Source organism: Microbacterium sp. 4-7, assembly GCF_014332665.1.
Taxonomy (GTDB): Bacteria; Actinomycetota; Actinomycetes; order Actinomycetales; family Microbacteriaceae; genus Microbacterium.
On record NZ_MCRH01000003.1, the window covers coordinates 592,256 to 616,646 of the forward strand.

Annotated in this window: 21 protein-coding genes; 16 read left to right on the forward strand and 5 right to left on the reverse strand. The window is 67.3% G+C overall.

Annotated elements, in window-relative coordinates; genetic code table 11:
- Positions 1-8 precede the first annotated feature (8 nt).
- The gene (locus BEP68_RS06925; RefSeq protein ID WP_187249578.1) at positions 9-911 is read left to right on the forward strand and encodes a tyrosine-type recombinase/integrase; all 903 of its coding nucleotides are present in this window, start codon (positions 9-11) and stop codon (positions 909-911) included.
- 16 nt (positions 912-927) lie between these two features.
- On the opposite strand, the gene BEP68_RS06930 is transcribed toward BEP68_RS06925, so the two are convergent.
- Positions 928-1,455 carry a murein hydrolase activator EnvC family protein gene (locus tag BEP68_RS06930; RefSeq protein WP_187249579.1) on the reverse strand — a complete coding sequence of 176 codons (528 nt, stop codon included), beginning with the start codon at positions 1,453-1,455 and terminating at the stop codon, positions 928-930.
- Positions 1,456-1,760: 305 nt separating this feature from the next.
- Here BEP68_RS06930 and rpsB point away from each other — a divergent pair, with 305 nt between their 5' ends.
- From rpsB to BEP68_RS06970, 9 genes are all read left to right on the forward strand, one after another.
- The gene (rpsB, locus tag BEP68_RS06935) at positions 1,761-2,705 is read left to right on the forward strand and encodes a 30S ribosomal protein S2 (protein ID WP_053095994.1); all 945 of its coding nucleotides are present in this window, start codon (positions 1,761-1,763) and stop codon (positions 2,703-2,705) included.
- Positions 2,706-2,749: 44 nt separating this feature from the next.
- A complete protein-coding gene (gene tsf, locus BEP68_RS06940; RefSeq protein WP_053095995.1) occupies positions 2,750-3,577 on the forward strand; it encodes a translation elongation factor Ts in 828 nt (275 codons plus the stop codon).
- Between the two features lie 90 nt (positions 3,578-3,667).
- Positions 3,668-4,384 carry a UMP kinase gene (gene pyrH / locus BEP68_RS06945; RefSeq protein ID WP_056278675.1) on the forward strand — a complete coding sequence of 239 codons (717 nt, stop codon included), beginning with the start codon at positions 3,668-3,670 and terminating at the stop codon, positions 4,382-4,384.
- Between the two features lie 66 nt (positions 4,385-4,450).
- Positions 4,451-5,005 (forward strand): ribosome recycling factor, encoded by a 555-nt coding sequence (gene frr, locus BEP68_RS06950; protein ID WP_053095997.1) that lies wholly within the window; start codon positions 4,451-4,453, stop codon positions 5,003-5,005.
- A gap of 5 nt (positions 5,006-5,010) precedes the next feature.
- The gene (locus BEP68_RS06955; protein WP_056278676.1) at positions 5,011-6,150 is read left to right on the forward strand and encodes a phosphatidate cytidylyltransferase; all 1,140 of its coding nucleotides are present in this window, start codon (positions 5,011-5,013) and stop codon (positions 6,148-6,150) included.
- Between the two features lie 14 nt (positions 6,151-6,164).
- On the forward strand, positions 6,165-6,734 hold the full coding sequence (locus BEP68_RS06960) for a DivIVA domain-containing protein (RefSeq protein ID WP_187249580.1): 570 nt from the start codon (positions 6,165-6,167) through the stop codon (positions 6,732-6,734).
- 48 nt (positions 6,735-6,782) lie between these two features.
- Positions 6,783-7,466 carry a transglycosylase SLT domain-containing protein gene (locus BEP68_RS06965; protein ID WP_315985284.1) on the forward strand — a complete coding sequence of 228 codons (684 nt, stop codon included), beginning with the start codon at positions 6,783-6,785 and terminating at the stop codon, positions 7,464-7,466.
- 9 nt (positions 7,467-7,475) lie between these two features.
- Positions 7,476-7,763 carry a hypothetical protein gene (locus tag BEP68_RS18170; protein ID WP_082297804.1) on the forward strand — a complete coding sequence of 96 codons (288 nt, stop codon included), beginning with the start codon at positions 7,476-7,478 and terminating at the stop codon, positions 7,761-7,763.
- Positions 7,764-7,765: 2 nt separating this feature from the next.
- Complete coding sequence (locus BEP68_RS06970) at positions 7,766-8,479, forward strand: alpha/beta hydrolase (protein WP_187249612.1); 714 nt, start codon at positions 7,766-7,768, stop codon at positions 8,477-8,479.
- Here BEP68_RS06970 and BEP68_RS06975 read toward each other — a convergent pair.
- The gene (locus tag BEP68_RS06975) at positions 8,476-9,537 is read right to left on the reverse strand and encodes an AI-2E family transporter (protein ID WP_053096001.1); all 1,062 of its coding nucleotides are present in this window, start codon (positions 9,535-9,537) and stop codon (positions 8,476-8,478) included. The genes BEP68_RS06970 and BEP68_RS06975 overlap by 4 nt on opposite strands.
- 179 nt (positions 9,538-9,716) lie before the next feature.
- On the opposite strand from BEP68_RS06975, the gene BEP68_RS06980 reads away from it, so the two are divergent.
- The gene (locus BEP68_RS06980; RefSeq protein ID WP_187249581.1) at positions 9,717-11,735 is read left to right on the forward strand and encodes a glycosyl transferase; all 2,019 of its coding nucleotides are present in this window, start codon (positions 9,717-9,719) and stop codon (positions 11,733-11,735) included.
- Positions 11,732-12,661: a tetratricopeptide repeat protein gene (locus BEP68_RS06985; RefSeq protein ID WP_187249582.1), complete on the forward strand. Its 930-nt coding sequence runs from the start codon at positions 11,732-11,734 to the stop codon at positions 12,659-12,661. The genes BEP68_RS06980 and BEP68_RS06985 overlap by 4 nt, the downstream gene beginning before the upstream one ends.
- Positions 12,662-12,729: 68 nt before the next feature.
- Here the strand turns inward: BEP68_RS06985 and glgB are convergent, their stop codons facing one another.
- From glgB to glgX, 3 genes are all read right to left on the reverse strand, one after another.
- Entirely contained in the window at positions 12,730-14,934 is a 2,205-nt protein-coding gene (gene glgB, locus BEP68_RS06990; protein ID WP_187249583.1) for a 1,4-alpha-glucan branching protein GlgB, read from the reverse strand.
- Positions 14,931-16,994: an alpha-1,4-glucan--maltose-1-phosphate maltosyltransferase gene (locus tag BEP68_RS06995; protein WP_187249584.1), complete on the reverse strand. Its 2,064-nt coding sequence runs from the start codon at positions 16,992-16,994 to the stop codon at positions 14,931-14,933. Before BEP68_RS06995 ends, glgB begins: the two co-directional genes overlap by 4 nt.
- A gap of 76 nt (positions 16,995-17,070) precedes the next feature.
- On the reverse strand, positions 17,071-19,143 hold the full coding sequence (gene glgX / locus BEP68_RS07000) for a glycogen debranching protein GlgX (RefSeq protein ID WP_187249585.1): 2,073 nt from the start codon (positions 19,141-19,143) through the stop codon (positions 17,071-17,073).
- Between the two features lie 95 nt (positions 19,144-19,238).
- Here glgX and BEP68_RS07005 point away from each other — a divergent pair, with 95 nt between their 5' ends.
- Genes BEP68_RS07005 through BEP68_RS07020 form a run of 4 tightly spaced genes read left to right on the forward strand, consistent with a single transcriptional unit; the run spans position 19,239 to position 24,352 of the window.
- Positions 19,239-20,414 carry a cysteine desulfurase family protein gene (locus BEP68_RS07005; RefSeq protein WP_187249586.1) on the forward strand — a complete coding sequence of 392 codons (1,176 nt, stop codon included), beginning with the start codon at positions 19,239-19,241 and terminating at the stop codon, positions 20,412-20,414.
- A 9-nt stretch (positions 20,415-20,423) separates the two neighbouring features.
- A complete protein-coding gene (gene mnmA, locus BEP68_RS07010) occupies positions 20,424-21,521 on the forward strand; it encodes a tRNA 2-thiouridine(34) synthase MnmA (RefSeq protein WP_187249587.1) in 1,098 nt (365 codons plus the stop codon).
- Between the two features lie 42 nt (positions 21,522-21,563).
- Entirely contained in the window at positions 21,564-23,879 is a 2,316-nt protein-coding gene (gene ligA / locus BEP68_RS07015) for an NAD-dependent DNA ligase LigA (protein WP_187249588.1), read from the forward strand.
- Positions 23,876-24,352, forward strand: coding sequence for a hypothetical protein (locus tag BEP68_RS07020; protein WP_056278684.1), 477 nt, complete (start codon positions 23,876-23,878; stop codon positions 24,350-24,352). The genes ligA and BEP68_RS07020 overlap by 4 nt, the downstream gene beginning before the upstream one ends.
- Positions 24,353-24,391 lie beyond the last annotated feature (39 nt).

Here is a 24,391-nt window from a genome sequence, read left to right on the forward strand (position 1 = left end):
CTTGATCCATGCAGTTCCAGGCAGCAGCACACGCCTTCACCGAGCATCTCTCCCGAGTGCGTCGGCTGTCTTCAGCGACTGTGCGGGCCTACCGATCTGATCTCCGGGATCTCGCGGAGACCGTCGGCGATCGCGAGCTCGAAGACGTCACACTCGAGACACTGCGCGACTGGCTGTGGCGCGCGACTCAACGGGGGGACGCGCGGTCAACACTCGCGCGGCGCGCCGCGGCGGCGCGGTCCTTCTTCGGCTGGGCGCAGGAGCAGCAGCTCGTCGCACACGATCCGAGCCTCCGGCTGGTAGCCCCGAAGCGGGGGCGGACGCTGCCCGTCATCGCCTCTCAGGACGCGATGACGACTCTTCTCGAGGCGCAACGGCACGCCGCCGCCGCCGGTGATCCGATCGCGCTCCGCGACCATGCGATTCTCGAGCTGCTGTACGGGGCAGGGATCCGAGTCTCCGAGCTGTGCGGACTCGATGTCGACGATCTGGACCTCGACCGGGGCACGGCGCGCGTGTTGGGAAAAGGCGCGAAAGAGAGGGTGGTGCCCTACGGTGCTCCTGCACGTGATGCCACCGGTGCCTACCTGTCTCGAGGGCGCCCCTCACTCGCCGCACGAGCTGCCCGACCGGCCCCGGCTCTGCTGCTCGGCAGTCGAGGCGCGCGGATCGGACCGCGCGCGGTCTATTCGCTCGTCGCCGAGGTGCTCGCACCGTTCATCGGGGCGGACACGGTCGGCCCGCATGCGCTGAGACACACTGCCGCGACCCACCTCCTGGACGGCGGCGCGGACTTGCGAGCGGTGCAGGAGATCCTCGGCCATGCGAGTCTCGGCACGACCCAGATCTACACCCACGTGTCCGCCGAACGGCTGACCGCGACGTATCGCCTCGCACACCCGCGCGCCTGAACACCCGGTCACCGATTCATGGGGTCGTGCAGCAGGGGAGCAGCACCGCCCTGGGTACGGCGCCGAAGAGGAGCATCGGGTTGATGTACGCGCCATCCATTCGCACACCGAGGTGCAGAGTGCCGGGCGCCGCGTGGCCACCGGCAGCCACGGTGCCGATCACCTGCCCCGATGAGATCGCGTCTCCCGGCGAGAGCTCGGAGGACAACGGCTCGAACGTCGACACGTAGCCACCGGGGTGCTCGATCGTGATCAGAGGCCTGTCGACGACGGTTCCGCGGAATGCGATCGTCCCGTCGGCGGGAGCGCGGATCACAGCCCCCGGCGTCGTCGCGAGGTCCATCCCTCGATGGCCGGCACCGTACTCGTGCGCGGGAGCGCGATACGGCGACGCGATCGCGCGGCGCTCATCGGTCGGCCAGAGCCAGACGGGATACTTCGCACCTTCCGCGGATGACGCGTGCGCACGCGTCGGGATCGGAGCGACGAGAATCAGGGCGACCAGCAGAAGGAACGCGACGGTCGCGCGTGCGCGGGAGTTCATGAGGCAATGGTCCGTCGCTCCCGCCGGCGGAGGGAAGCGTCATCGCAACCCCCGCGATCCATGTGGGGAAGACATGGCTTCGGTGCATCGTGCAGGAGGAGTGAGGCCGCCGCATCCTGTATGCTGTTGGAGCACCTCGATCTCGGGGTGACTACGCGTGCCCAGAGCGACTTCGGTCGTGGCATCCACTCCCACTGGTCCTGATTCCACTCAGGCGGGTGTGCGCCGGGCACCAGGGAGTTCGGTCGTCCGATCGACTCGACAACCTCAAGGGCGCAGAATCGCGCCGGAACAAGGAGACGACCATGGCTGTGGTCACCATCCGCCAGCTGCTCGACAGCGGCGTGCACTTCGGACACCAGACCCGTCGGTGGAACCCGAAGGTCAAGCGCTTCATCCTCACGGAGCGCAGCGGCATCCACATCATCGACCTCCAGCAGTCGCTCGGCTACATCGACAAGGCCTACGACTTCGTCAAGGAGACCGTTGCGCACGGCGGCACGATCCTCTTCGTCGGCACGAAGAAGCAGGCGCAGGAGATCCTCGCGGAGCAGGCCACGCGCGTCGGCCAGCCCTACGTCAACCAGCGCTGGCTCGGTGGACTCCTCACCAACTTCCAGACCATCGCGAAGCGTCTCGCTCGCATGAAGGAGCTCGAGGAGCTCGACTACGAGAACCCGGCTGCCTCGGGCTTCACCAAGAAGGAACTCCTTCTCAAGAAGCGCGAGCTCGACAAGCTGCACAAGTCGCTCGGTGGTATCCGCAACCTCACCAAGACGCCGTCCGCTCTCTGGGTCGTCGACGCCAAGCGCGAGCACCTCGCCATCGACGAGGCCAAGAAGCTCGGCATCCCGGTGATCGGCATTCTCGACACCAACGCCGACCCGGACGACTTCCAGTACCCGATCCCCGGCAACGATGACGCCATCCGCTCCGTCTCGCTGCTCACCCGCATCATCGCGGACGCAGCGGCAGAGGGCCTGCAGCAGAAGCACAACCCCGAGACGGGTGACGCTGAGCCGCTCGCCGACTGGGAGAAGGAGCTCCTCGAGGCTCCCGTGCAGGAGTCGGCTGACGCCGCAGAGGTCGATGACGCCGCAGCTGACGAGGCTGCCACCGTCGAGACCCCCGCTGCCGACGAGACCGCTGCTGACGAGGCCGGCGCCGAGGCGCACGACGAGGCCATCGCTGCCGCTTCCGGTGAGGAGACCGCTGAGGTCGCCGCCGCCGAGGCAGCAGACGCCAAGTAATTCCGCGACCACCACACACATCACGAAGCAAGGAGCCACCACACATGGCCAACTTCACCATCGCCGACCTCAAGGCGCTGCGTGAGCAGCTCGGAACGGGAATGGTCGACACCAAGAAGGCGCTCGAGGAGGCCGACGGAGACGTCGAGAAGGCCACCGAGATCCTGCGTCTCAAGGGTGCCAAGGGCAACGCGAAGCGTGCCGACCGTTCGACCAGCGAGGGCCTCATCGTCGCTCGCGAGCAGGACGGCGCAGTGACGCTGATCGAGCTCGCCTGCGAGACGGACTTCGTCGCGAAGAACGAGCGCTTCATCGCACTGGCCGACAAGGTCGCCGACGCTGTCGCGGCCGTCAAGGCCGACTCGGTCGAGGCCGGACTCGCCGCCCAGGCAGGCGACAAGAGCGTCGAGCAGGTCATCTCGGAAGAGGCTGCGATCATCGGCGAGAAGGTCGAACTTCGTCGCGTTCGCACGATCACGGGCGACAACGTCGAGGTCTACCTGCACCGCACGAGCAAGGACCTTCCGCCGCAGATCGGCGTCGTCGTCGCCTACACGGGTGACAACGCCGAGACCGCTCGCAGCATCGCGCAGCACATCTCGTTCGCGAACCCGTCGTACCTGTCCCGCGAGGACGTCCCGGCTGACGCCGTGGAGAAGGAGCGCGAGATCGTCACCGAGATCTCCCGCAACGAGGGCAAGCCGGAAGCGGCTCTGCCCAAGATCGTCGAGGGCCGTGTCTCCGCGTTCATCAAGCAGGTCGCACTGCTCGAGCAGGACTACGCGAAGGACAACAAGCTCTCCGTCGCCCAGGTGGCGAAGGACGCCGGTATCACCGTGACGGACTTCGCGCGCTTCAAGGTCGGCGCGTAACACCGTCGAAGGGGTTCGGATCACATGATCCGAACCCCTTCTTCATGCCCAGAAGGCACTATCTTGAATCGGGACGAGAGGAACACCCCCATGACCGAAGGCAACGGACGCCGTCGCGTTCTCCTGAAGCTCTCCGGTGAGGCGTTCGGCGCCGGACAGCTCGGCGTCAACCCCGACGTCGTCAGCCAGATCGCCCGTGACATCGCCGCGGCCGTCGACCGCGTAGAGATCGCGATCGTCGTCGGCGGCGGCAACTTCTTCCGCGGAGCGGAACTCAGCCAGCGCGGAATGGACCGGGGGCGAGCCGACTACATGGGCATGCTCGGCACGGTGATGAACGCCCTCGCGCTGCAGGACTTCCTCGAGCAGGCCGGAGCGCCGACCCGCGTGCAGTCCGCGATCTCGATGACGCAGGTCGCCGAGCCGTACATCCCGCTGCGGGCCGAGCGGCACATGGAGAAGGGCCGCGTCGTCATCTTCGGCGCCGGAGCGGGCCTCCCGTACTTCTCCACCGACACGGTCGCCGCGCAGCGCGCGCTGGAGATCGGGGCGCAGGAGGTGCTCGTGGCCAAGAACGGCGTCGACGCCATCTACACCGCGGACCCGAACAAGCACGCCGACGCCGAGCGCATCGAGCGCGTGACCTACCGCGATGCCCTTCAGCGCGGCCTCAAGGTGGTCGACTCGACCGCGTTCAGCCTCTGCATGGACAACAACATGGACATGAGGGTGTTCGGCATGGAGCCCGCGGGCAATGTCACGCGTGCGCTCCTCGGAGAGCCGATCGGCACTCTCGTCACGGCCTGAGTCCCTGACGGTGCTCACGCGCCGCGCCCGATAGAATTTCAGAACACCCCGACGATAGGAGTCACCGTGATCGCGGATGTCCTCGCTGAAACCACCTCCCGTATGGCACGAGCGGTCGAGGCCGCCAAGGAGGACTTCTCCACGGTGCGCACGGGTCGCGCCAACCCGCAGCTCTTCCAGAAGGTGCTCGTCGACTACTACGGAACGCCGACGCCGCTCGCCCAGCTCGCCTCTCTGGCGAACCAGGAGGCGCGCACCCTCATCATCACTCCCTACGACAAGAGTGCTCTGAAGGGGATCGAGCAGGCGATCCGGGACATGCCGAACCTCGGCGCGAACCCCACGAACGACGGCAACCTCGTCCGCGTGACGATGCCCGAGCTCACGGCTGAGCGCCGCAAGGAGTACGTCAAGCTGGTCAAGACCAAGGCCGAGGACGCCAAGGTGCACGTGCGCGGCATCCGTCGCAAGGCCAAGGACGAACTCGACGGTCTCAAGAGCGAGCTCGGAGAAGACGAGATCTCTCGCGGAGAGAAGGAACTCGACGCCCTCACGCGCCAGCACGTCGACCTCATCGACGACGCACTCAAGCGCAAAGAGGCTGAGCTCCTCGAGGTGTAGGCGGCATGTCCGACGAACGCACCGATGACGGCACCGACAAGCCGCAGACGCGCCGGGAGGCACGCGACTCGTCGACCTCGACCGGCGCCATCCCGCTGGTCGACGGCGCCTTCCCGGCGTTCGACGCGACGAGCATCCCGCCACGTCCACCTCTCCCCGCCGAGGAGCGCGCTATGACGGAGTCTCCGTTGGACACAGCTGATCACAACGCGATCAGAGAGCAGTGGCGTGCCGCACGCGACGAGTTCGGGACCCACGTCACGAATGCTCGCGGGCAGCTCGACCAGGCGAACGAGCGCATCAAGGAGCGCACAGGGCGTGACCTGATCCTCGCGACGCTGATCGGGCTGGCGTTCGGCGCCGCCCTGCTCGCCTCGCTGCTGTTCATCAAGGTCCTCTTCGTGCCGTTCGCGTTGGCAGCGGCGCTGCTCGGGGTGTACGAGCTTTCCCTGGCACTGCGCGCGTCCGGGCGGCGGATCGACGTGATCGCTCAGTTCGTGGCGGCGACGCTGCTCGTGCTGTCCGCGTTCTTCCTCGACCTGTGGTTCGTCTGGGTGATGCTGTTCTTCGCCGTCGCATTCGTGATCGTGTGGCGGTTGGTCGCCCAGATGGTCGCCAAGGACGGCAGAACCTACGGCGATGTGCTGACGGATGCCGTCATCGGAGGCTTCGTTCAGATCTACGTGCCGTTCCTCGCGGCGGTCGCCCTGATCCTGCTCAAGCAGGAGGGTGGCCAGTGGTGGGTGCTGAGCTTCATCGCCATCGCCGTCGTGGCGGACACCGGCGCGTATGCCGCCGGGCTGGCCTTCGGCCGGCATCCGATGGCCCCGCGAATCAGTCCCAAGAAGACGTGGGAAGGGTTCGGTGGAGCCGTGGTGGGTTCCATCACGGCGGGTGTCCTCCTCGCGATCTTCCTGTTGCATCTGCCGTGGTGGATCGGCGTGATCTTCGGCGTCGCCATCCTGCTGTCCGCGACCCTCGGCGACCTCGGGGAGTCCATGCTCAAGCGTGATCTCGGAATCAAGGACATGAGCTCCTGGCTGCCCGGTCACGGCGGGCTCCTCGATCGACTCGACAGCATCCTTCCGTCGACGGTGCCCGCGCTATGCCTGTATTTCCTCTTCTCCTCCTGGGTGGTGCTGTGATGGTCTCCGACGACATGCGAACATCGGACGGTTCGGTTCAGCCTCCGGCCGCGTTCTCTGTGACGACCGGTCGCGTGCGCGGCTATCACCGCGCAGCGGTCGACACGTTCCTGGCAGCCGCTCGGGCGGCATTCGAAGGCGACGCGGACGATCTCGGCGCAGCCGACGTACGCGTGGCGTCCTTCCCGCTCGTGAAGAACGGCTATGTCGTGGCAGAGGTCGATGCCGCGCTCGGGAGAGTCGAGGACGCGCTGGCGGCTCGCGCGCGTGACCGGGCCGTCCGGTCGCAGGGCGCGGGGGCATGGGTCGAGCAGGCACGAGACGATGCCCAGATCATCCTCGACCACCTCGCGCGTCCGAAGCGTCAGCGTTTCGCGCGCACGGGCGTCCTCACCTTCGGGTATCGCATCGACGAGGTCGACCATGTGGGCACCCGCATCGCCCGCTATCTGCGAGACGGCGAACCGCTGACGGCCGAGCAGCTGCGTTCGGCGGCGTTCCGCATGCAGCGCGGCGGGTACCGGGAAGAGCAGGTGGATGCCCTTCTCGACGCTACCGTCGATGTGATCCTGGCGGTTCGCTGAGCGTTCTGATGGCCGACTCACGCCTCACCGGGTAGACTGCCACTCATCGTGAACTCCCGAAACGACATCACACCTCATCGCAAAGACGTCACGCCGGTGCCTGCATCGGCGGCGCTTTCGGCGCGCAGCGGTAGCCGCCGACGGGGCGTCGTCGGTTTCGTCAGCGCCCTCGCGGTCGTGGGTTTCGCGGCCGCGATGGTCGCCCCGACCGGCGTCGCGCTGGCTCAGCAGCCTGAGACGGAAGGCCCCGAGTCGGCGTACTCAGCGGCGCTCACGCAGACGCAGAATCTCACGGTGACCGCAGAGGGTGCCGCTATCGCACCGGTTCAGCGTGGATCGTTCTCGGTCTACGTGACGCCCAAGCCGACTCCCACCCCGACACCGACGACCGCGTCGTCCGGGTCATCCGGGTCATCGAAACCCGGTCCCAGTGCTCCTCTGTACTACACCGGCGGGGGAGCCCCTGCGGAGTGGATGGCAGCAGCGGGCATCGCGGAGTCCGACTGGGGCTTCGTCGACTACATCGTCTCCCGCGAGAGCGGCTGGAACCCGAACGCGACGAACAAGTCCTCTGGAGCGTGTGGGCTCGTCCAGGCTCTGCCATGCAGCAAGGTTCCCGGCAATGGCTACGACCCGGTGGACAACCTGCGCTGGGCAACGGGATACGCCACGGGTCGATACGGAAGCTGGGCGGGCGCCCACGCCTTCTGGACGAACAACCACTGGTGGTGAGTCGGCCTCATGGCCCGCTCTCGCAGACGCCGTCCGACGCGCCCTGACACCGACGATTCGCTCGATCGACTCCTCTCGTCCTGGAAGCGCACGGAAGTCCGTCGTGGGTCCGAGTGGACCGTCCAGCCGGTGTCGGCAGCTCAGGCGCTGAAGGAGTACATCTGTCCTGGGTGCGGTCGATCGGTTGTTCCCGGGACCGCTCACCTCGTGATCTGGCGCGCAGACGGGGTGCTCGGTGACGCCGCAGACCTCGCGGCACGCAGGCATTGGCACACACACTGTTGGAGGATTGCGTGAGCATGGAGATCCGTGGACCGATCGAGCTGCCTGCGCGGCGCGAAGACATCGCACTGGAGACCGCAGACGAGCTGACACTGGTCGGAGAGCTGGCGGTTCCCGCTTCGTCGGCGCCCGTGGCCACGCTCGTCACGCTGCATCCTCTCCCGACGGCCGGCGGATTCATGGACTCGCACATCATCCGCAAGGCTGCCGCCCGTCTGCCTGCGCTGGCGGACCTCGCTGTGCTGCGCTTCAACACGAGAGGGACCACCTCTCCGCGTGGCACCAGCGATGGCGCGTTCGATGGGGGAGAGGCGGAGCAGTTCGACGTCGCGGCGGCGATGGGCTTCGTGCGCGAGCGCGGTCTTCCGCGCCCATGGCTGCTCGGCTGGTCGTTCGGCACCGAACTCGCGCTGAAGTACGGTCGGGAACACGATGTCGAGGGGATCATCCTCCTGTCCCCGCCACTTCACCGCGCCACAGACGCTGAGGTGGCGGCGTGGGCCGACTCCGATGCCGACGTCGTGGTGCTGGTACCCGAGTTCGACGACTACCTCCGCCCGGCCGAAGCACGCGAGCGCTTCTCCGCGATTCCGCATGCGAAGCTGATCGCCGTCGAGGGTGGCAAGCACCTCTGGGTGGGGGAGAGCCAGACTAGGAGAGTCCTCACCGAGATCGTCGCTGCCGTGAACCCGGCAGCTCTTCCGCTGCCGACGGAGTGGCCCGCCGACTAGAGCTCGTTCATGCGAGGGATCAGCACCTGCCGGTAGAGGATCAGGATGCTGGCCGCCACCGGAATCGCGATCAGCGCGCCGAGCAGCCCCAGGAGGCTTCCGCCCGCCAACGCCGCGACGACGACAACCGCTCCGGGTACGGACACGGCCCGGCTCATGATGCGCGGCGAGATCACGTACGCCTCGATCTGCATGTAGATGAGGTAGTAGATGGCGGCGGCGATCGCTGTCGCCGGTGATCCCAGGCCGGGGATCAGGCACACGAGCACGATGATGGTCGACCCGGTGAGGGTGCCGACGAGTGGAATCAGTGAGAAGAAGAAGGCGACGACGGCGAGCACGGCCGGGAACGGCGCATCGATGATCGTGAGGAAGATCATGCTCAGGATGCCGTTGATGACCCCCTGGGAGACCTGGCCCATGACGTAGTAGCCGACCGAATCGGTGATCTGCTCGGCCAGGTCGATGAAGCGCTCCCGCTTGGATGCAGGAGCGAGCTGGTAGACGGCGCGCTTGAGAGACGGTGTCGAGGCCGTCAGATAGATCGTCAGGATGAGGATGATGAACGCGCCGAACAGTCCACTCAGCAGTGCCCCGCCGGCGGCGAGCACGCCCTGCCCGATGGACCCCCCGATCTGGGCGAGGTTCGTCTCCAGCCAGTCGGTCACATAGGCGAAGACGTCATCCACCTTGAGATTGGGGAACGTGTCGACCATCCACTGGCGCAGGTCGAGGAGAAATGTCCCGCGTTGGACGATGGCCGTGATCTCGGCGATGAGCTGCGAGATCTGGTCGACCAGCACGGGGATGACGATCAGGATGATCCCGGCGAAGATCCCGAGCACCGCGAGGATCGTGATGAGCACGGCGAGCCAGCGGGGGAGACGCCTGCGCTCGAGGAAGGAGACGAGCGGGTCCAGGCCGAGACTGAGGAAGAGAGCCGTACCGACGTAGAGCAGCACGGTCGACAGGCTCTCCACGCTTCCGATCAGCAGGATTCCCAGTCCCACGCCGAGCGTCGCCACGAGGGCGGTGCGGAACGGGTTGTGGATCTTCATCGTTGCTCCTCGGAATGGGGGACTCTGCAAGCGTATCCACCGCACCACGACCGGCCGGGACGACGTGCCGCACGTGGTGCCGCATGCCCCTCGTGGGCAACACACAGGTGATTTCGCTAGTCTGAAATGTCGAGTGTTGCGACTCGGGCGTGCGTCCGGGCCGTGTGAGGAGACTATTCGTGCGTTTCGTATGGGCCGTCGTGGCCTTCGTGCTGGCTGCGGGACTGATCGCTGCGGGCATCGCGCAGCGAACCATCTTCATGGGTCCGTCGACTCAGGAGGTCTCAGTCGCTGCAGAGGAACCCGCCCCGTTTGTGCTGATGGACGGCGACGTCCTTCGTGAGCACCCGGGATCTCAGACCTTGCTGGTGCGCGGAGAGGGCGAGATCTTCGCCGCCTATGGCCGCACCGCCGACATGGAAGCGTGGCTTGCCGACTCGTCGTACAACCGCGTGACGGTCGGCGACGATGGTGACCTGGAAGTCGAGCTGGTCCCCGCCGGATCAGCACCGGAAGGTGATGGGGCCTCCGAAACCCCCGCCCCTGCCGAGACGCCGGCCGCGGCCGAGACTCCGGCGCCGGCGGAGACGCCCGCCGAGGGCGATGCAGCCGCAGAGCCGGGCCGCAACCCCGCCGGCTCCGACCTCTGGCTGGACTCCTTCACCGAGACCGACACACTCATCGCAGACAACATGCAGCTGCCCGAGGGCGTGAGTCTGATCATCGCGTACGACGGCACCGCCGACGCACCGGACGACATCGTGGTGTCCTGGCCGCTGGACACGTCCACCCCTCTCGCCGGACCGCTCATGGCGGCGGGCGCGGCGATGCTTCTCGTCGGACTCGTGCTCTACGTCCTCGCGATCCGGCACCAGCGTCGCGGGCGAGGACCGCGGCGCAAGGGCCCCGGCCCCCTTCCGGCCACCGAGCCGATCGACGTGGCTCAGCTGCCGCCATCGGAACGCGCGGCGATCGACGACACCTCGACCACCGCTGCCGGGGATGAGCCCGGTCGGACCGGCGCAGACTCCGACGCGGCAGCCGCCGGTGACCCGGGGGCAGTCGACGCCGCCGGTCCGAAGAACCCAGACCCCGATCGGAAGACGGAGATGCGTGCGCGACCCGTGAACCGTCGACGGCGCCTGCTCGCGGTCCCCGCCCTCGCCGTGACCGCGTTGCTCGCGAGCGGCTGCTCGCCTGACTCATGGCCGCAGCTCGGAGAGGGAACGCCCTCGCCGTCTCCCAGCGCGACGGTGATCGCCCCGGACAATCAGAAGCCCCCGGCAGTGACGGAGGCCCAGGCGAAGCGGATCCTGCAGGAAGTGTCGACGACCCTGTCCGACGCGGACGCGTCGATGGACATCGCTCTGGCCGGCACTCGTCTGGACGGCCCGGCGCTCACGGCTCGCACCACCGAGTACGCGCTTCGGACAGCTCTTCCGGAGACCGCACCGCCCGCCGCACTCCCGACCGATGACGTCGAGGTCGTGCTTCCCGAAGCCACCGACCGGTGGCCGCGCACGGTGCTCCTGCTCTCGAAGAGCGCTGACGACGACACCGTTCCCCCCGTCATCCTGACCATGACGCAGCAGGATCCGTGGTCGAACTACAAGGTCACGAACATGGCCGAGATGTCTGCGGATGCCGTCTTCCCCGACGTGGCTGCGTCGTGGCTCGGCACCTCGCTCGTTCCCGACGATTCCGCATTCCTCAGCATCCCGCCCGGAGAGCTAGCGGAGACCTTCGCCGACGTCGTCGACGCGGGCGAGGCCAGCCCTTCGTACGGCATGTTCGACGAGATCTCGCAGAACCTCGCCCAGTCGATTCGCGACAGCCGGCAGGCGGTCGTCCAGACCCTGGCGGACAACGGAGCGGCGGAGACGTCTCAGACCGCCTTCGACATCCTCCCGGCCGATTCCGAGCCGGTCTCGATGACCACGCTGGACAGCGGTGCGATCGTGGCCGTCTCGCTCATCGACACCGAATCGGTCACCCCGACGTCACCGGACGCCGTCATCCGACTGGAAGACGCGAATCCGCAGGCGAAGGCGCTGACGGGTGTCACGGAGTCCGCGAAGGGCTTCACGACCAAGTACGAATTCCAGCTGTTCTTCTCCGTTCCCGCGCAGGGCTCGACGGAGCAGATCCGACTCATGGCGGTCCGACAGGACCTACTCTCCGTCGAGGTGATCAAATGACCGATATCTCTCCCGCCGCGCTTCGTGGAGCCGTCGACCTCTCCTCTCTGCGAAACCGGCCCGCGGCTGCTGTCGCGGGAGCGCAGAGCCCTGCTCCGGGGGCCGTGGACATCGTCGTCGATGCGACCGACGAGTCGTTCGGTCAGATCCTCGAGCTCTCCCGGACAGTGCCGGTGGTCGTTGACCTCTGGGCCGAATGGTGCGGGCCGTGCAAGCAGCTGAGCCCCATCATCGAGAAGGTGACGCGTGAACTCGGCGGCAGGGTGCTTCTCGCGAAGGTCGATGTCGACGCCAACCCGCAGCTGGCCCAGGGATTCCGCGCGCAGTCGATCCCGATGGTCGTGGCACTCATCGCCGGTCAGCCGGTTCCGATGTTCACCGGTGCAGTGCCCGAGCAACAGGTCAGAGAGGTCTTCGCGCAGCTGCTTCAGCTCGCTGCTCAGAACGGAGTGACGGGCACCTTGAACGTCGGAGAGGCGCCCGAGGGCGAGCAGACGCCGGAGGAGCCGCCGATGCCGCCGCTGCACGCGGAGGCTTTCGCCGCGATCGAGAACGGCGACTACGCCGCGGCGGTCGTGGCATACGAGAAGGCTCTCGCGGAGAATCCGCGCGATGAGGATGCGATTGCAGGCCTGGGCCAGGTCCGTCTGCTCGACCGCGTCCAGAAACTCGATCTCCAGGATGCTCGGGCCGCGGCCGCAGCCGGACCCCTGGACATCCAGGCCCAGTTCGATGTCGCCGACCTCGACCTCGCGGGAGGCCATGTCGAAGATGCGTTCGGAAGGCTCCTCGACCTGTTCGCCCAGCTGCCCTCGGATGAGCGAACGCCCGTGCGGGAACGCCTTCTCGAGCTGTTCGGCCTGATCGGCGTCGCAGATCCACGCGTCATCACCGCGCGCAACAGACTGTCTTCCCTGCTGTTCTGAGCTGAGAGTGCAGCGAGACAGCCCAGGCTCTGTCGGGCCGGGGCCGTCTCGCTGATCGGCAGAGGTCGTCAGCCGCGGCTGATCGTGGGTACGTGCGGGTCGCTCTCGTGGCGCAGCCAGATGGTCGAAAGTGCGGGAACCGTGATCGTCGCCACGGCCGGTCCGTCGTCCTCCGAGTGCGCGACGACCATGCCGAGATTGCCGGATCCGCGACCGCCGTATTCTGCGGCGTCCGTGTTGAGGATCTCCTGCCACACGCCGGGGATCGGCAGCGCGAGGCTGTAGCCGCTGCGCTCGACGCCGGCGAAGTTGCTGATCACCACGAGCCGGCCGCCATGTGCGTCGCGGCGTTCGAAGGCGATGACATTGGGGTCCCAGCTCGGGGCACCGAGGCGTGAGAACGAGGATCCGTCATTGTCCCGCTCCCAGAGCGGGGCCTGAGCGCGATAGGTGCGGTTGAGCTGTCCGACGAAACCCTGCAGCTGCGCGTGCGACGGCTGGTCGAGGAGCCACCAGTCGAGCTGGCGGGATTCCGACCATTCGGCGAGCTGCCCGAACTCCTGCCCCATGAAGAGGAGCTTCTTTCCGGGGTGACCCCACATGTATCCGAGGTATGCGCGGACATTGGCGAGCTTGTGCCAGTGGTCGCCGGGCATCTTCGAGACGAGGCTGCCTTTTCCATGCACGACCTCATCGTGGCTGATCGGCAGCAGATAATTCTCCCCGAACGCGTAGACGAACGAGAACGTCATCTCACCTTCGTGGTGCGCGCGATACATCGGGTCTCGTTCGATGTACTGGAGGGAGTCGTTCATCCAGCCCATGTTCCACTTGAACCCGAAGCCGAGACCCGCGTGGTCGGTGGGTGCGGTCACACCGGGGAAGCTCGTCGATTCCTCAGCGATCATCAGCACGCCGGGGTGCAGGCGGTAGGCGGTCGCGTTGACCTCCTGGAGGAAGCGGATCGCTTCGAGGTTCTCCCGGCCCCCGTGGATGTTCGGCTCCCATTCGCCTTCGTTACGCGAGTAGTCGAGGTACAGCATCGACGCCACGGCATCCACTCGCAGGCCGTCGACATGGAACTCGCTCAGCCAGAACAGTGCGTTCGCGACCAGGAATCCGCGCACCTCAGGGCGACCGTAGTCGAAGATGAGCGTTCCCCAGTCCTGATGCTCACCGCGACGAGGGTCGGGGTGCTCGTACAGCGGCTGTCCGTCGAACCTCGCGAGGGCGAACGCGTCTTTGGGGAAGTGCCCGGGCACCCAGTCCATGATCACGCCGATTCCGGCCTGATGCAGCTGATCGATGAGGTACCGCAGGTCATCCGGGCTGCCGAAGCGACTGGTCGCCGCGTAATACCCGCTCACCTGATAGCCCCAGGAGCCGCCGAACGGATGCTCCGCGAGCGGCATGAACTCGATGTGCGTGAAACCGGCCTCGGTGACGTGTGCGATCAGCGGTTCTGCGGCATCGCGGTAGCTCAGGCCTCCGCGCCAGGAGCCGAGGTGCACCTCGTAGACCGACAGCGGCTGAGCGACCGCGTGAGTCGCTGCCCGGCGGGTCATCCACGCGCCGTCTGACCATGCGTAGTCCGACCGCGTGACCACCGACGCGGTCTCGGGCGGCACCTGCGCGGCCTGCGCCATCGGGTCGGCCTTGAAGATCCAGGAGCCGCCGCGGGTGCGGATCTGATACTTGTATGTCGTTCCGACGGCGAGATCGGGGATGAACAGCTCCCAGACGCCACTCACGCCCATCGAGCGCATCGCGTGCGCTTCGCCGTTCCACCCGTTGTGATCTCCGACGACTCGCACGGCTGTGGCGTTCGGGGCCCAGACGGCGAATGCGACGCCGTCTTCGCCGTCTGCGAGCGTCGCGTGCGCACCCAGCACCTGCCACAGCCGCTCGTGCCGCCCTTCGGCGATCAGATGGAGATCGACGTCGCCCAGAGTCGGGAGGTGCCGGTACGGGTCGCCGGTGATCGTCTCGTCGTCGTCGCCGTACGCGGTGGCGACGCGATACGCCACCGGGGCACCGTCGTGCTGGGCCTCCCAGATGCCGTGTGCGACGTGATCGAGCTCCAATCGGCTCCCGTCCTCGAAGACGGCTGCGACCGAGGACGCGAGAGGTCGGCGAGCGCGGATCACCGTGACGGTCCGGTCACTCGCATCCGTGAACGGGTGGGAGCCGAGCACCGCGTGCGGGTCGTGATGGGCGCCGGCTGCGACAGCCGCCCAGTCCGGTGATGTAGTGGCATCTTCGACGTAGCTCATGCTCGTCTCCTCACCTTCAGAATGTGCACCGGCTCGGCGAAGGCGTCGAGGCGCACGTAGTTGTGATCGGCCCACGTCCACACGGCACCGGTCAGCAGGTCCTCCACCTCGAACGTCTCGCCAGGTGGTACGCCCCAGATCGTTGTGTCGAGGTGCACGGTGGTCTCACGCACGGAGTGCGGATCGACGTTCGCGACGACGAGGATCGTATCGGAGTGGCCCGTGCCGGTGAACGCCGCATCGAGGTGCTTGCTGTAGACGAGCACCGAGTCGTCGTCGCTCCAGTGCACGGAGAGATTGCGGAGCTGTCGAAGAGCCGGGTGCTCACGGCGGATCTCGTTCAGTCGGCGCAGGAGAGGCGCAAGCGAGTCACCCGATGCCTCCGCGCCCTCCCAGTCCCGGAACTTGAACTCGTACTTCTCGTTGTCGATGTTCTCCTCGGAACCGGGCCTCGCCACGTTCTCGAAGAGCTCGTACCCGGCGTACACGCCGTACACAGGGGCGGCGGTGGCGGCGATGCAGGCGCGGATCCGATAGGCGGCGCGGCCGCCGAACTGCAGGTACTCCGTGAGGATGTCGTGCGTGTTCACGAAGAGATTCGGCCGCATGTAGTCGCTCGTCTCGTGCGAGACGCTGGTGAGGAACTCCTCCAGCTCCGCCTTGGTGTTGCGCCAGGTGAAATAGCTGTAGCTCTGTTGGAACCCCACGGCCGCGAGCGCACGCATCACGGCGGGTCGAGTGAACGCCTCGGCCAGGAAGACCACGTCCGGGTCCTGGGCGTTCACGGTCGCGATGAGCCATTCCCAGAACTGCAGCGGCTTCGTGTGCGGGTTGTCGACGCGGAAGATCTTCACGCCTTCGCGAACCCAGTGCTGCACGATGCGGAGCATCTCCTGGTAGATGCCGGCGGGATCGTTGTCGAAGTTCAGCGGGTAGATGTCCTGGTACTTCTTGGGCGGGTTCTCTGCGTAGGCGATGGTGCCATCCGGGAGAGTGGTGAACCACTCGGGGTGCTCATCGACCCACGGGTGGTCCGGAGAGGCCTGCAGTGCGAGATCGAGAGCGACCTCCAGCCCTTCGTTCTTCGCCGCCCTGACGAATGCGCGGAAGTCGGCCGGCTTGCCGAGTTCCGGGTGGATCGCATCGTGGCCGCCGTCAACGGAGCCGATGGCATACGGTGAGCCCGGATCGCCTGGCTCCGTCGTCAGAGTGTTGTTGCGTCCCTTGCGGTTGGTCGTTCCGATCGGATGGATCGGCACCAGGTAGATGACGTCGAAGCCCATGGCGGCGACAGCGGGAAGACGTTTGGCGGCTGTCCTGAACGTACCGCTCTTGACAGTGCCGTCCTTCAGGCGTTTCGCGCCCTCCGAGCGGGGAAAGAACTCGTACCAGGCCCCGACGCCTGCGGCGGTCCGCTCCACGAGCAGAGTGTGCGTGGCAGATGCTGAACGCAGCGTCATGAGAGGCCGCTCATGGAAGAGACCGCCCAGCTCGGCGTCGGTCGAGACCGCGGTGGTGGTCACTGCATCGCCCCCCGCCAGTGCGGTGGCGAGTTCGCTGATGCGTCTGCGCTGAGCCGCAGGGCGATCCTTCTCTTTCGCTGCGCGCGCGAGAAGTTCGGCGCCGAGGGCTGCCATGACCGGCACATCGACGCCCGCGGCGACCTTCACCTCGGCGGCGTGCGCCCAGGTCGCGAAGTCGTCGGAGAACGCCTCGAAGCGAAACGCCCACGGGCCCTGCATGTCCACAGCGACCTCCGCTGCCCAGCGATCGCTCCCATCGAGCAAGGGCGTCATTCGGTGCAGGGACTCCTCGCCGTTCGGGGCCGTCAACCGGAGCTGCACCCCGATCAGGTCGTGCCCTTCACGGAAGGCGACGACGCTGAACGGCACCACCTCGCCGACGAACGCCTTGGGCGCGAAGCCTCCGGGGACGGACGGTGCGCCGCCCACCAGAGGAATTCGCGTCGCGACGAGTCCGTCGCCGTCCGAGACGGCGCCCAGCGGGCGCGACGGGATCTGCGCGGGGCTTCGGAGAGCCTTCGGACTGATGCTGCTCATACGTGCGGCCACCCCCCGAATGTACCGCTCGCGGCGTGAAGCGGGTAGCTCGCGGAGGGCCCCGGCGCGCCGCCGTTCATTCCACGCGGAAGAGTCGCATGGAGGTGCCGGGGATGGGAAGGACGTCGCCGGGGGCGAACACCTCGCCGCCGTCTTGCGGGCGGTCGTCGGCGCTCGACCACAGCGAGACGAAACGCGTCGCCTCCTCGAGTTCGTCGGGCAGACGCACGTCGATGGGCGACTCCGTCCCGTGCACGATGAGGAGGATCCGATTGGCCGATTCGCGATCGGGGGTCGAGGCCGCCACATACTGCAGAGTGCGGTTACCAGGGTCCGTCCACTGCTGGCTCTCCATCGTCTCGCCGTTCTGGTCGAACCAGTCCATGACAGAGGCGTTGGGGATGTGCTCACCGAGTCGGGCGTACCGGCTCGGACGCAGGGCGGGATTCTCGGAACGGAGCTGGATGAGTCGAGCGACGTGTGCGCGCAGGTCCTCCTGCCACGGTTCCGCGTCCCAGCCGAGCCACGTCATCGACGAATCCTGGGCGTAGGCATTGTTGTTTCCGCGTTGCGTCCGACCGACCTCATCGCCGGCCGTGAGCATGGGGATCCCGGCGGACAGCAGCAGGGTGCCGAGCAGGTTGCGCATCGCCTTTCGCCGGGCAGCGAGGATCGCAGGGTCGTCGGTCGGCCCCTCGATACCGTGATTGAAAGCCCGATTCATGTCGGCACCATCGCGATTCTGTTCGCCGTTCGCCTCATTGTGCTTGACGTCGTACGACACGAGGTCGTGCATGGTGAAGCCGTCGTGCGCGGTGACGAAGTTGATGCTGGCCAGCGGTCCCCGAACATCGGCGAAAGTGTTCGACGAGCCGGCGAGACGCGTCGCGAAGCCCCCGATGCCGACCGGAGCGGACGCACGACGCGCATAGTCGATGTCGCTCAGCCAGAAGTTCCTGACCCGGTCGCGGTAGCGGTCGTTCCACTCCATCCAGCCGTTCGGGAAGTTGCCGGTCTGCCAGCCGCCCATACCGACGTCCCACGGCTCGGCGATGAGCTTGGTGTCGCGGAGGATCGGATCGTTCGCGATGGCGGTGAGAAGCGGGTGCTCGGGCGTATAGGTGTGCGAGCCGTCGCGCGCGATCGCGGCCGCGAGATCGAAGCGGAAGCCGTCGATCTGCATCTCCTGCGCCCAGTAGCGCAGCGAGTCGAGCACGAGGCGCGCTCCGGCATCGGTCGAGGTGTCGAGCGTGTTGCCGCAGCCTGTCGTGTCGATGTACGCGCCTGATGCGTCCTGTCGGTAGTAGCTGGCGTTGTCGATGCCGCGCAGACTGGACCGAGGTCCACCGAGGCCCTCTTCCGACGTGTGGTTGTACACGACGTCCAGGATGACTTCGAGTCCGGCTTCGTGCAGCAGTCGCACCATGCCTTTGAACTCGGCGAGAACGGCCTCGGGGCCGCCCTTGCGTGCGTCCTCCGTGGCGTAGGCGTTGTGCGGTGTGAAGAAGTTGAGGGTGTTGTAGCCCCAGTAGTTCGTGAGGCCGCGCTCGAGCAGGCGAGGCTCCGGAACGAACGCCTGGACGGGCAGGAGCTCGATCGAGGTGATCCCGAGCGAGTGGAAGTACTCGATCATCGCGGGATGCGCGAGTCCGGCGTATGTGCCGTGCAGAGCCGGGGGCACATCGGGCTGACGCTTGGTCAGCCCCTTCAGGTGCCCTTCGTAGATCACGGTGCGGTCGAGCGGTATCCGTGGCTTGACGGACTCTCCCCAGTCGAACCCGTCGACGATCACCACGGAGCGCCACTCCTCGTAGCCGTCGCCCTGCGCGAGACCGCGAGCGTAGGGGTCGAGGAGCAGAGTCTCGGGGTTGAACGTGTTCCCCGGCCCGTGTGGCCCTCCGACGCGGATCGCATACCGGGTGCCGGGCTGGAGCAGTTCTGTCGTCACCTCCCAGATGCCGCCGGGAAGGCGTGCGAGATCGACCTGGTCGATGACCCAGTCGAGGTCGGTGGCATCGAAGACGACGAGTTCGATGGAGGACGCGTTCTGTGACCAGACGCGGAGGGTTCCGACGCCGTCGTGAAGGCGCACACCGAGGTTGTCGAGTGCAGTACCGCCGGGCACGGTGATGTCTCGGATCGCGGGCATGAGTACACCATAGAGGTCTGCGCTCGGGTCTCAGGACAGCATGCACTCAGTTCCATGTGCACGCCACTGCGCGGAAAATGGGGGAGAGTGGAGGGATGCAGCACTATCTCGACCACGCCGCGACGACGCCGCTGCGTCCCGAGGCGCGGGAGGCGTGGCTCGAAGCGAGCGAGATGGTCGGGAATGCGTCATCGACGCACGGTGCCGGCCAGGACGCGCGGCGCCTGCTCGAGGAGGCACGCGAGCGCTCGGCCGCAGTGCTCGACTGCGACCCCATCGAGGTCGTGTTCACCTCCGGGGGCACGGAGTCGATCAATCTCGCGCTTCAGGGGTTGTGGCAGGCGCGGCCGGCGGAGTCGGGTGCCATCGTGATGCCGGATGCCGAGCACCACGCCACGATGGACACCGTCGAGGCCCTGGTGGCGGCAGGGGCGGTGCTGCGCGCTGTTCCGGTATATCGCTCGGCGGCCATCGACGTGGACGAGTTCACTGCCCAGCTTCCGGGCGCGGCGCTGGCGACCGCGCTCGTCGCCAACAACGAGGCCGGGACGATCAACGACGCCGCGATGCTGGCGTCGTCGACCGCGCAGGCGCTCGTTCCCCTCCATCTCGATGCGGTCGCGGCCCTCGGCCACCTGCCTCTGTCGTTCCGCGCGCTGAGAGGCGATGCGCCCGACTCGGTCGGTCTGGTCGCGATGAGCGTGGCCGGACACAAGATCGGCGCGCCGGTCGGCGTCGGAGCCTTGGTGGTCGCTCGCACCGCGCGGCTCTCCGCACTCCTTCGCGGCGGCGCGCAGCAGCGCGGACTTCGCGCCGGAACGCAGGACGTGGCCGGTGCCGCGGCCTTCGCCACCGCGCTCGAGCTCGCCGAGTCGGAGCGAGAGACGGAGACCGCACGGCTGGCGACGATGCGCGATCGGCTGATCGACGGCATCCTGGCGCGGGTGCCGCAGGCCGAGCTTCTGGGAGACGGCTTGCGACGGCTCCCCGGCAACGCCCACATACTGTTTCCCGGAGCGGTGGGGGAGAGCCTGCTCTTCCTTCTCGACATGGCAGGCATCGCCGCGTCGACCGGGTCGGCCTGCCAGGCGGGTGTGGCGGAGCCATCGCATGTCGTGATGGCGATGGGGCGCAGTGAGCAGGACGCGCGCAGCGCCCTCCGATTCACGCTGGGACGCACATCGACGGACGCCGACGTCGATGCCGTCCTCGCATCCATCGGCGAGGCCTACCTGCGGGCTTCCGGCTCCGGCTCAGCCGCACGCTCGTAGACTGGTCCCATGAGGATTCTTGCGGCCATGAGTGGCGGAGTGGACTCCGCAGTCGCGGCCGCACGGGCCGTGGACGCGGGGCACGACGTCGTCGGCGTGCATCTCGCGCTGTCCCGGGCGGGCGGCACGCTGCGCACCGGAAGCCGGGGATGCTGCACGATCGAGGATGCGCTCGATGCGCGTCGTGCGGCCGATCTCCTGGGCATCCCGTTCTACGTCTGGGACTTCTCCGAGCGCTTCCGCGACGACGTGATCGCCGATTTCGTCTCGGAGTACCAGGCAGGGCGCACCCCCAATCCCTGTATGCGCTGCAATGAGAAGATCAAGTTCGCCGCCCTTCTCGAGCGCGCCATCGAGCTCGGTTTCGACGCGGTGTGCACCGGGCACTACGCGACGCTGATCCCCACGGACGCCGGTCTCGAGCTGCACAGAGCCGCGGACAACGCCAAGGATCAGTCCTATGTGCTCGGCGTACTCACCGCCGAGCAGCTCGCGCACACCTACTTCCCGCTCGGAACGACTCCGTCCAAAGCGGTCGTGCGTGCCGAGGCGGAGGAGCGTGGGCTGAGTGTCGCGCAGAAGCCCGACAGCCACGACATCTGCTTCATTCCCGACGGTGACACGCGAGGCTGGCTGGCCGAGAAGGTCGGTACCGCCACCGGTGAGATCGTCGACCGCACGGGCTCCGTCGTCGGCTCGCACGAGGGCGCGCACGCTTTCACGGTCGGTCAGCGCCGTGGTCTGAAGCTCGGCGTCCCGGCGGCCGACGGCAAGCCCCGCTTCGTGCTCGAGGTGCGGCCGGTGTCCAACACGGTGGTCGTGGGGCCGAAGGAGGCTCTCGCGACGCGTGAGATCTCGGGCGATCGATTCAGCTGGGCGGGCGCAGCGCCCGTCGACTCCGAGTTCGACTGCGAGGTGCAGATCCGCGCCCACGCCGAGCCGGAAGCAGCCCGGGCATTCGTCTCGCCCGAGGGCGTGCGCGTCGTTCCCGAGCAGCCGCTCAACGGCGTCGCGCCGGGCCAGACCGCCGTGCTGTACGTCGGAACGCGTGTGCTCGGCCAGTTCACGATCGACCGCACCGTGTCCGCAGTGCCGGTCGACGCATAGCGCCTGCCTCTCGATGTCGGCGCCCGCTCGTAGACTGGCGGGGTGCCGGAGAACATCTCGCTGGAAGACGCCCGTATCGAAGCGGACGAGCTGACCACTCGAATCCTCGAAGCGAAGGACGCGTACTACGGGCGCGACACTTCACTCGTCGACGACCTCACCTACGACGGGTGGATGCACAGGCTCGAAGAGCTGGAGCGGATGCATCCCGAGCTGCAGGGTCAGGACTCGCCCACTCAGATGGTGGGGGCGGCCGAGGCCACCGGGCTCGCCACCATCGAGCACGCGGAGCGGATGCTGAGTCTCGACAACGTGTTCTCGATCGACGAGCTCAGGGATTGGGCCGCCAAGACGCGCGCCTCTGCGGGGCGAGCTGTCGACTGGCTCACCGAACTCAAGATCGACGGCCTCGCGATCAATCTCCGCTACGAGAACGGGCGGCTGACGTCGGCGGCGACGCGGGGAGATGGGCGCGTCGGTGAGATCGTCACCGAGAACGCGCTGCGCCTTCCCGAGATCCCCCTCGAGCTCAGCGGCGAAGGTCACCCTCCCATCGTCGAGGTGCGCGGCGAGGTGTTCATTCCCGTGGCCGCCTTCGAGCGCCTGAATGCCGCACAGGCGGAGTTCCGCGACCGGGCCTACGCCGATGCTCTCGCCCGCTGGGAGGCTCGGAGCGGAGCGAAGAAGCCGTTCGACGAAGAGAAGGCGCGAACTGCTGCGGCTCGGCGGTTCCCCTCGTTCGCGAATCCGCGCAACGCGGCGAGTGGTGGCCTGCGTCAGCAGATCGACAAGAAGGAGGGGCTCGAACTCGAGGCTGGGATGCTGCGCATCGAGTCGCTCGCGCTGTACGTGCACGGCATCGGGGCCTGGGAGAATCCGCCGGTCGCCGCACAGAGTCAGGTCTACGACAAGCTGTCGGACTGGGGGCTGCCGACCAGCCCGCACACCAGGGTGTGCACGAGCATCGACGACGTGGTTGCGTTCGTCGAGTACTTCGGCGAGCACCGGCACGATATCGAGCACGAGCTGGACGGGATCGTCGTCAAGGTCGACGAGCTGTCCCTCCACGACGAGCTCGGCGCCACCAGTCGGGCGCCTCGCTGGGCGATCGCGTACAAGTACCCGCCCGAAGAGGTGCAGACGAAGCTGCTCGACATCGTCGTGTCTGTGGGTCGCACCGGCAGGGCGACGCCGTTCGCGGTGATGGCTCCCGCCCAGGTCGCGGGGAGCGTCGTCAGGCAGGCGACGCTGCACAACAAGGACGTGGTGAAAGCCAAGGGAGTGCTGATCGGCGACACCGTCGTCCTGCGCAAGGCGGGCGACGTGATCCCCGAGGTCCTCGGTCCGGTCGTCGAGAAACGCGACGGTACCGAGCGGGAGTTCGTGATGCCGATCGAATGCCCCGAGTGCGGCACGCCCCTGCGTCCGATGAAGGAGGGCGACATCGATCTGCGCTGCCCCAACGCGCGCTCGTGTCCGGCCCAGGTTCGCGGTCGTGTCGAGCACATCGGTTCGCGGGGCGCCCTCGACATCGAGGCGCTCGGAGAAGTCACGGCGGCCGCGCTCACCCAGCCGACCTCGCCGGCGACACCGCCTCTCGAGACCGAAGCCGGACTGTTCGCGCTGACGCTCGATGAGATCGTGCCGATCGAGCTCGTCGTGCGCGACGCCGAGACGGGGCTGCCCAAGGAGGACGAAGACGGCCTCGTGAAGACGAGGGCGCCATTCCGACGCAACCCGACCGCGACAGAGAAGAAGTCGGGGCTGGAGGGCCCCCAGCCCTCCTCTCAAGCTGTGACTCTGCTCGCGGAACTCGAGAAGGCGAAGACCAAGGACCTTTGGCGGCTGCTCGTCTCACTGAACATCCGTCACGTCGGGCCGGTCGCGGCGAGGGCGCTGGCGCAGTGGTTCGGTTCGCTTGACGCGATCCGCGCGGCCTCTCGCGACGAGCTCGCCGCTGTGGAAGGAGTCGGCGGCATCATCGCCGACTCCTTGCTCGCGTGGTTCGATGTCGACTGGCACCAGGACATCGTTCGTCGCTGGGCCGAGGCAGGCGTCCAGTGGGCCACGCCCGGTCATCCCGGTCCGGGCGCGGCAGTCGTCCAGGGCGGTGTGTTGGACGGGATCACGGTCGTCGCGACCGGTTCACTCGACGGGTACACCCGAGATGGAGCGCAGGAGGCCATCCTCAAGGCGGGCGGTAAGGCCGCGTCGAGCGTCTCCAAGAAGACGGACTTCGTCGCGGCCGGTCCCGGAGCGGGGTCGAAGCTGGGGAAGGCGGAGGAGCTCGGCATCCGCATCCTCGATGCCGCTCAGTTCCACATCCTCGTCACGGAGGGGCCGGACGCTCTGGGATGAGGCGATATGGACCGCTGATCGCCGTCTCCGGCGCGATGGCTGTGGGAGACCCGGGCCGCAATCACCTGCGTCTGACGCCTGATGCGCTCCTGATCCGCCACGGCACAGAGAACCGGGGGATCATTCCCTGGTCCCAGGTGCAGCGAGTGATCCTCGACGTGCCCACCACGCGGTTCCGTCTGCCCGGCCTCTTGAGCACGCTCGTCCTCGGCGCCCTGACGTTCCTCGCCGTGTCCGATCTCGGATTCGACCCTGAGGATGGCGCGGTCGAGCTCCTGGCAGACGGGGAAACGTCGATCGCACCGCTGAGCCGTCACCACGTCGGCGGCTACTGGACACCGACGGTGGACGGGGCACACCGGCTGCTGCAGCATCTCATCGACAACCCGGAGCAGAGAGCGTTGCTCGCGCGCCCTGAACAGCTCATCGACGTGGCCGCGCGTCTCGCTCGCCACAGGCCTTCAGGAGCCTGACGCGCAGGCTGGCCCTTCAGGATGGCTGCCCATCGGCGC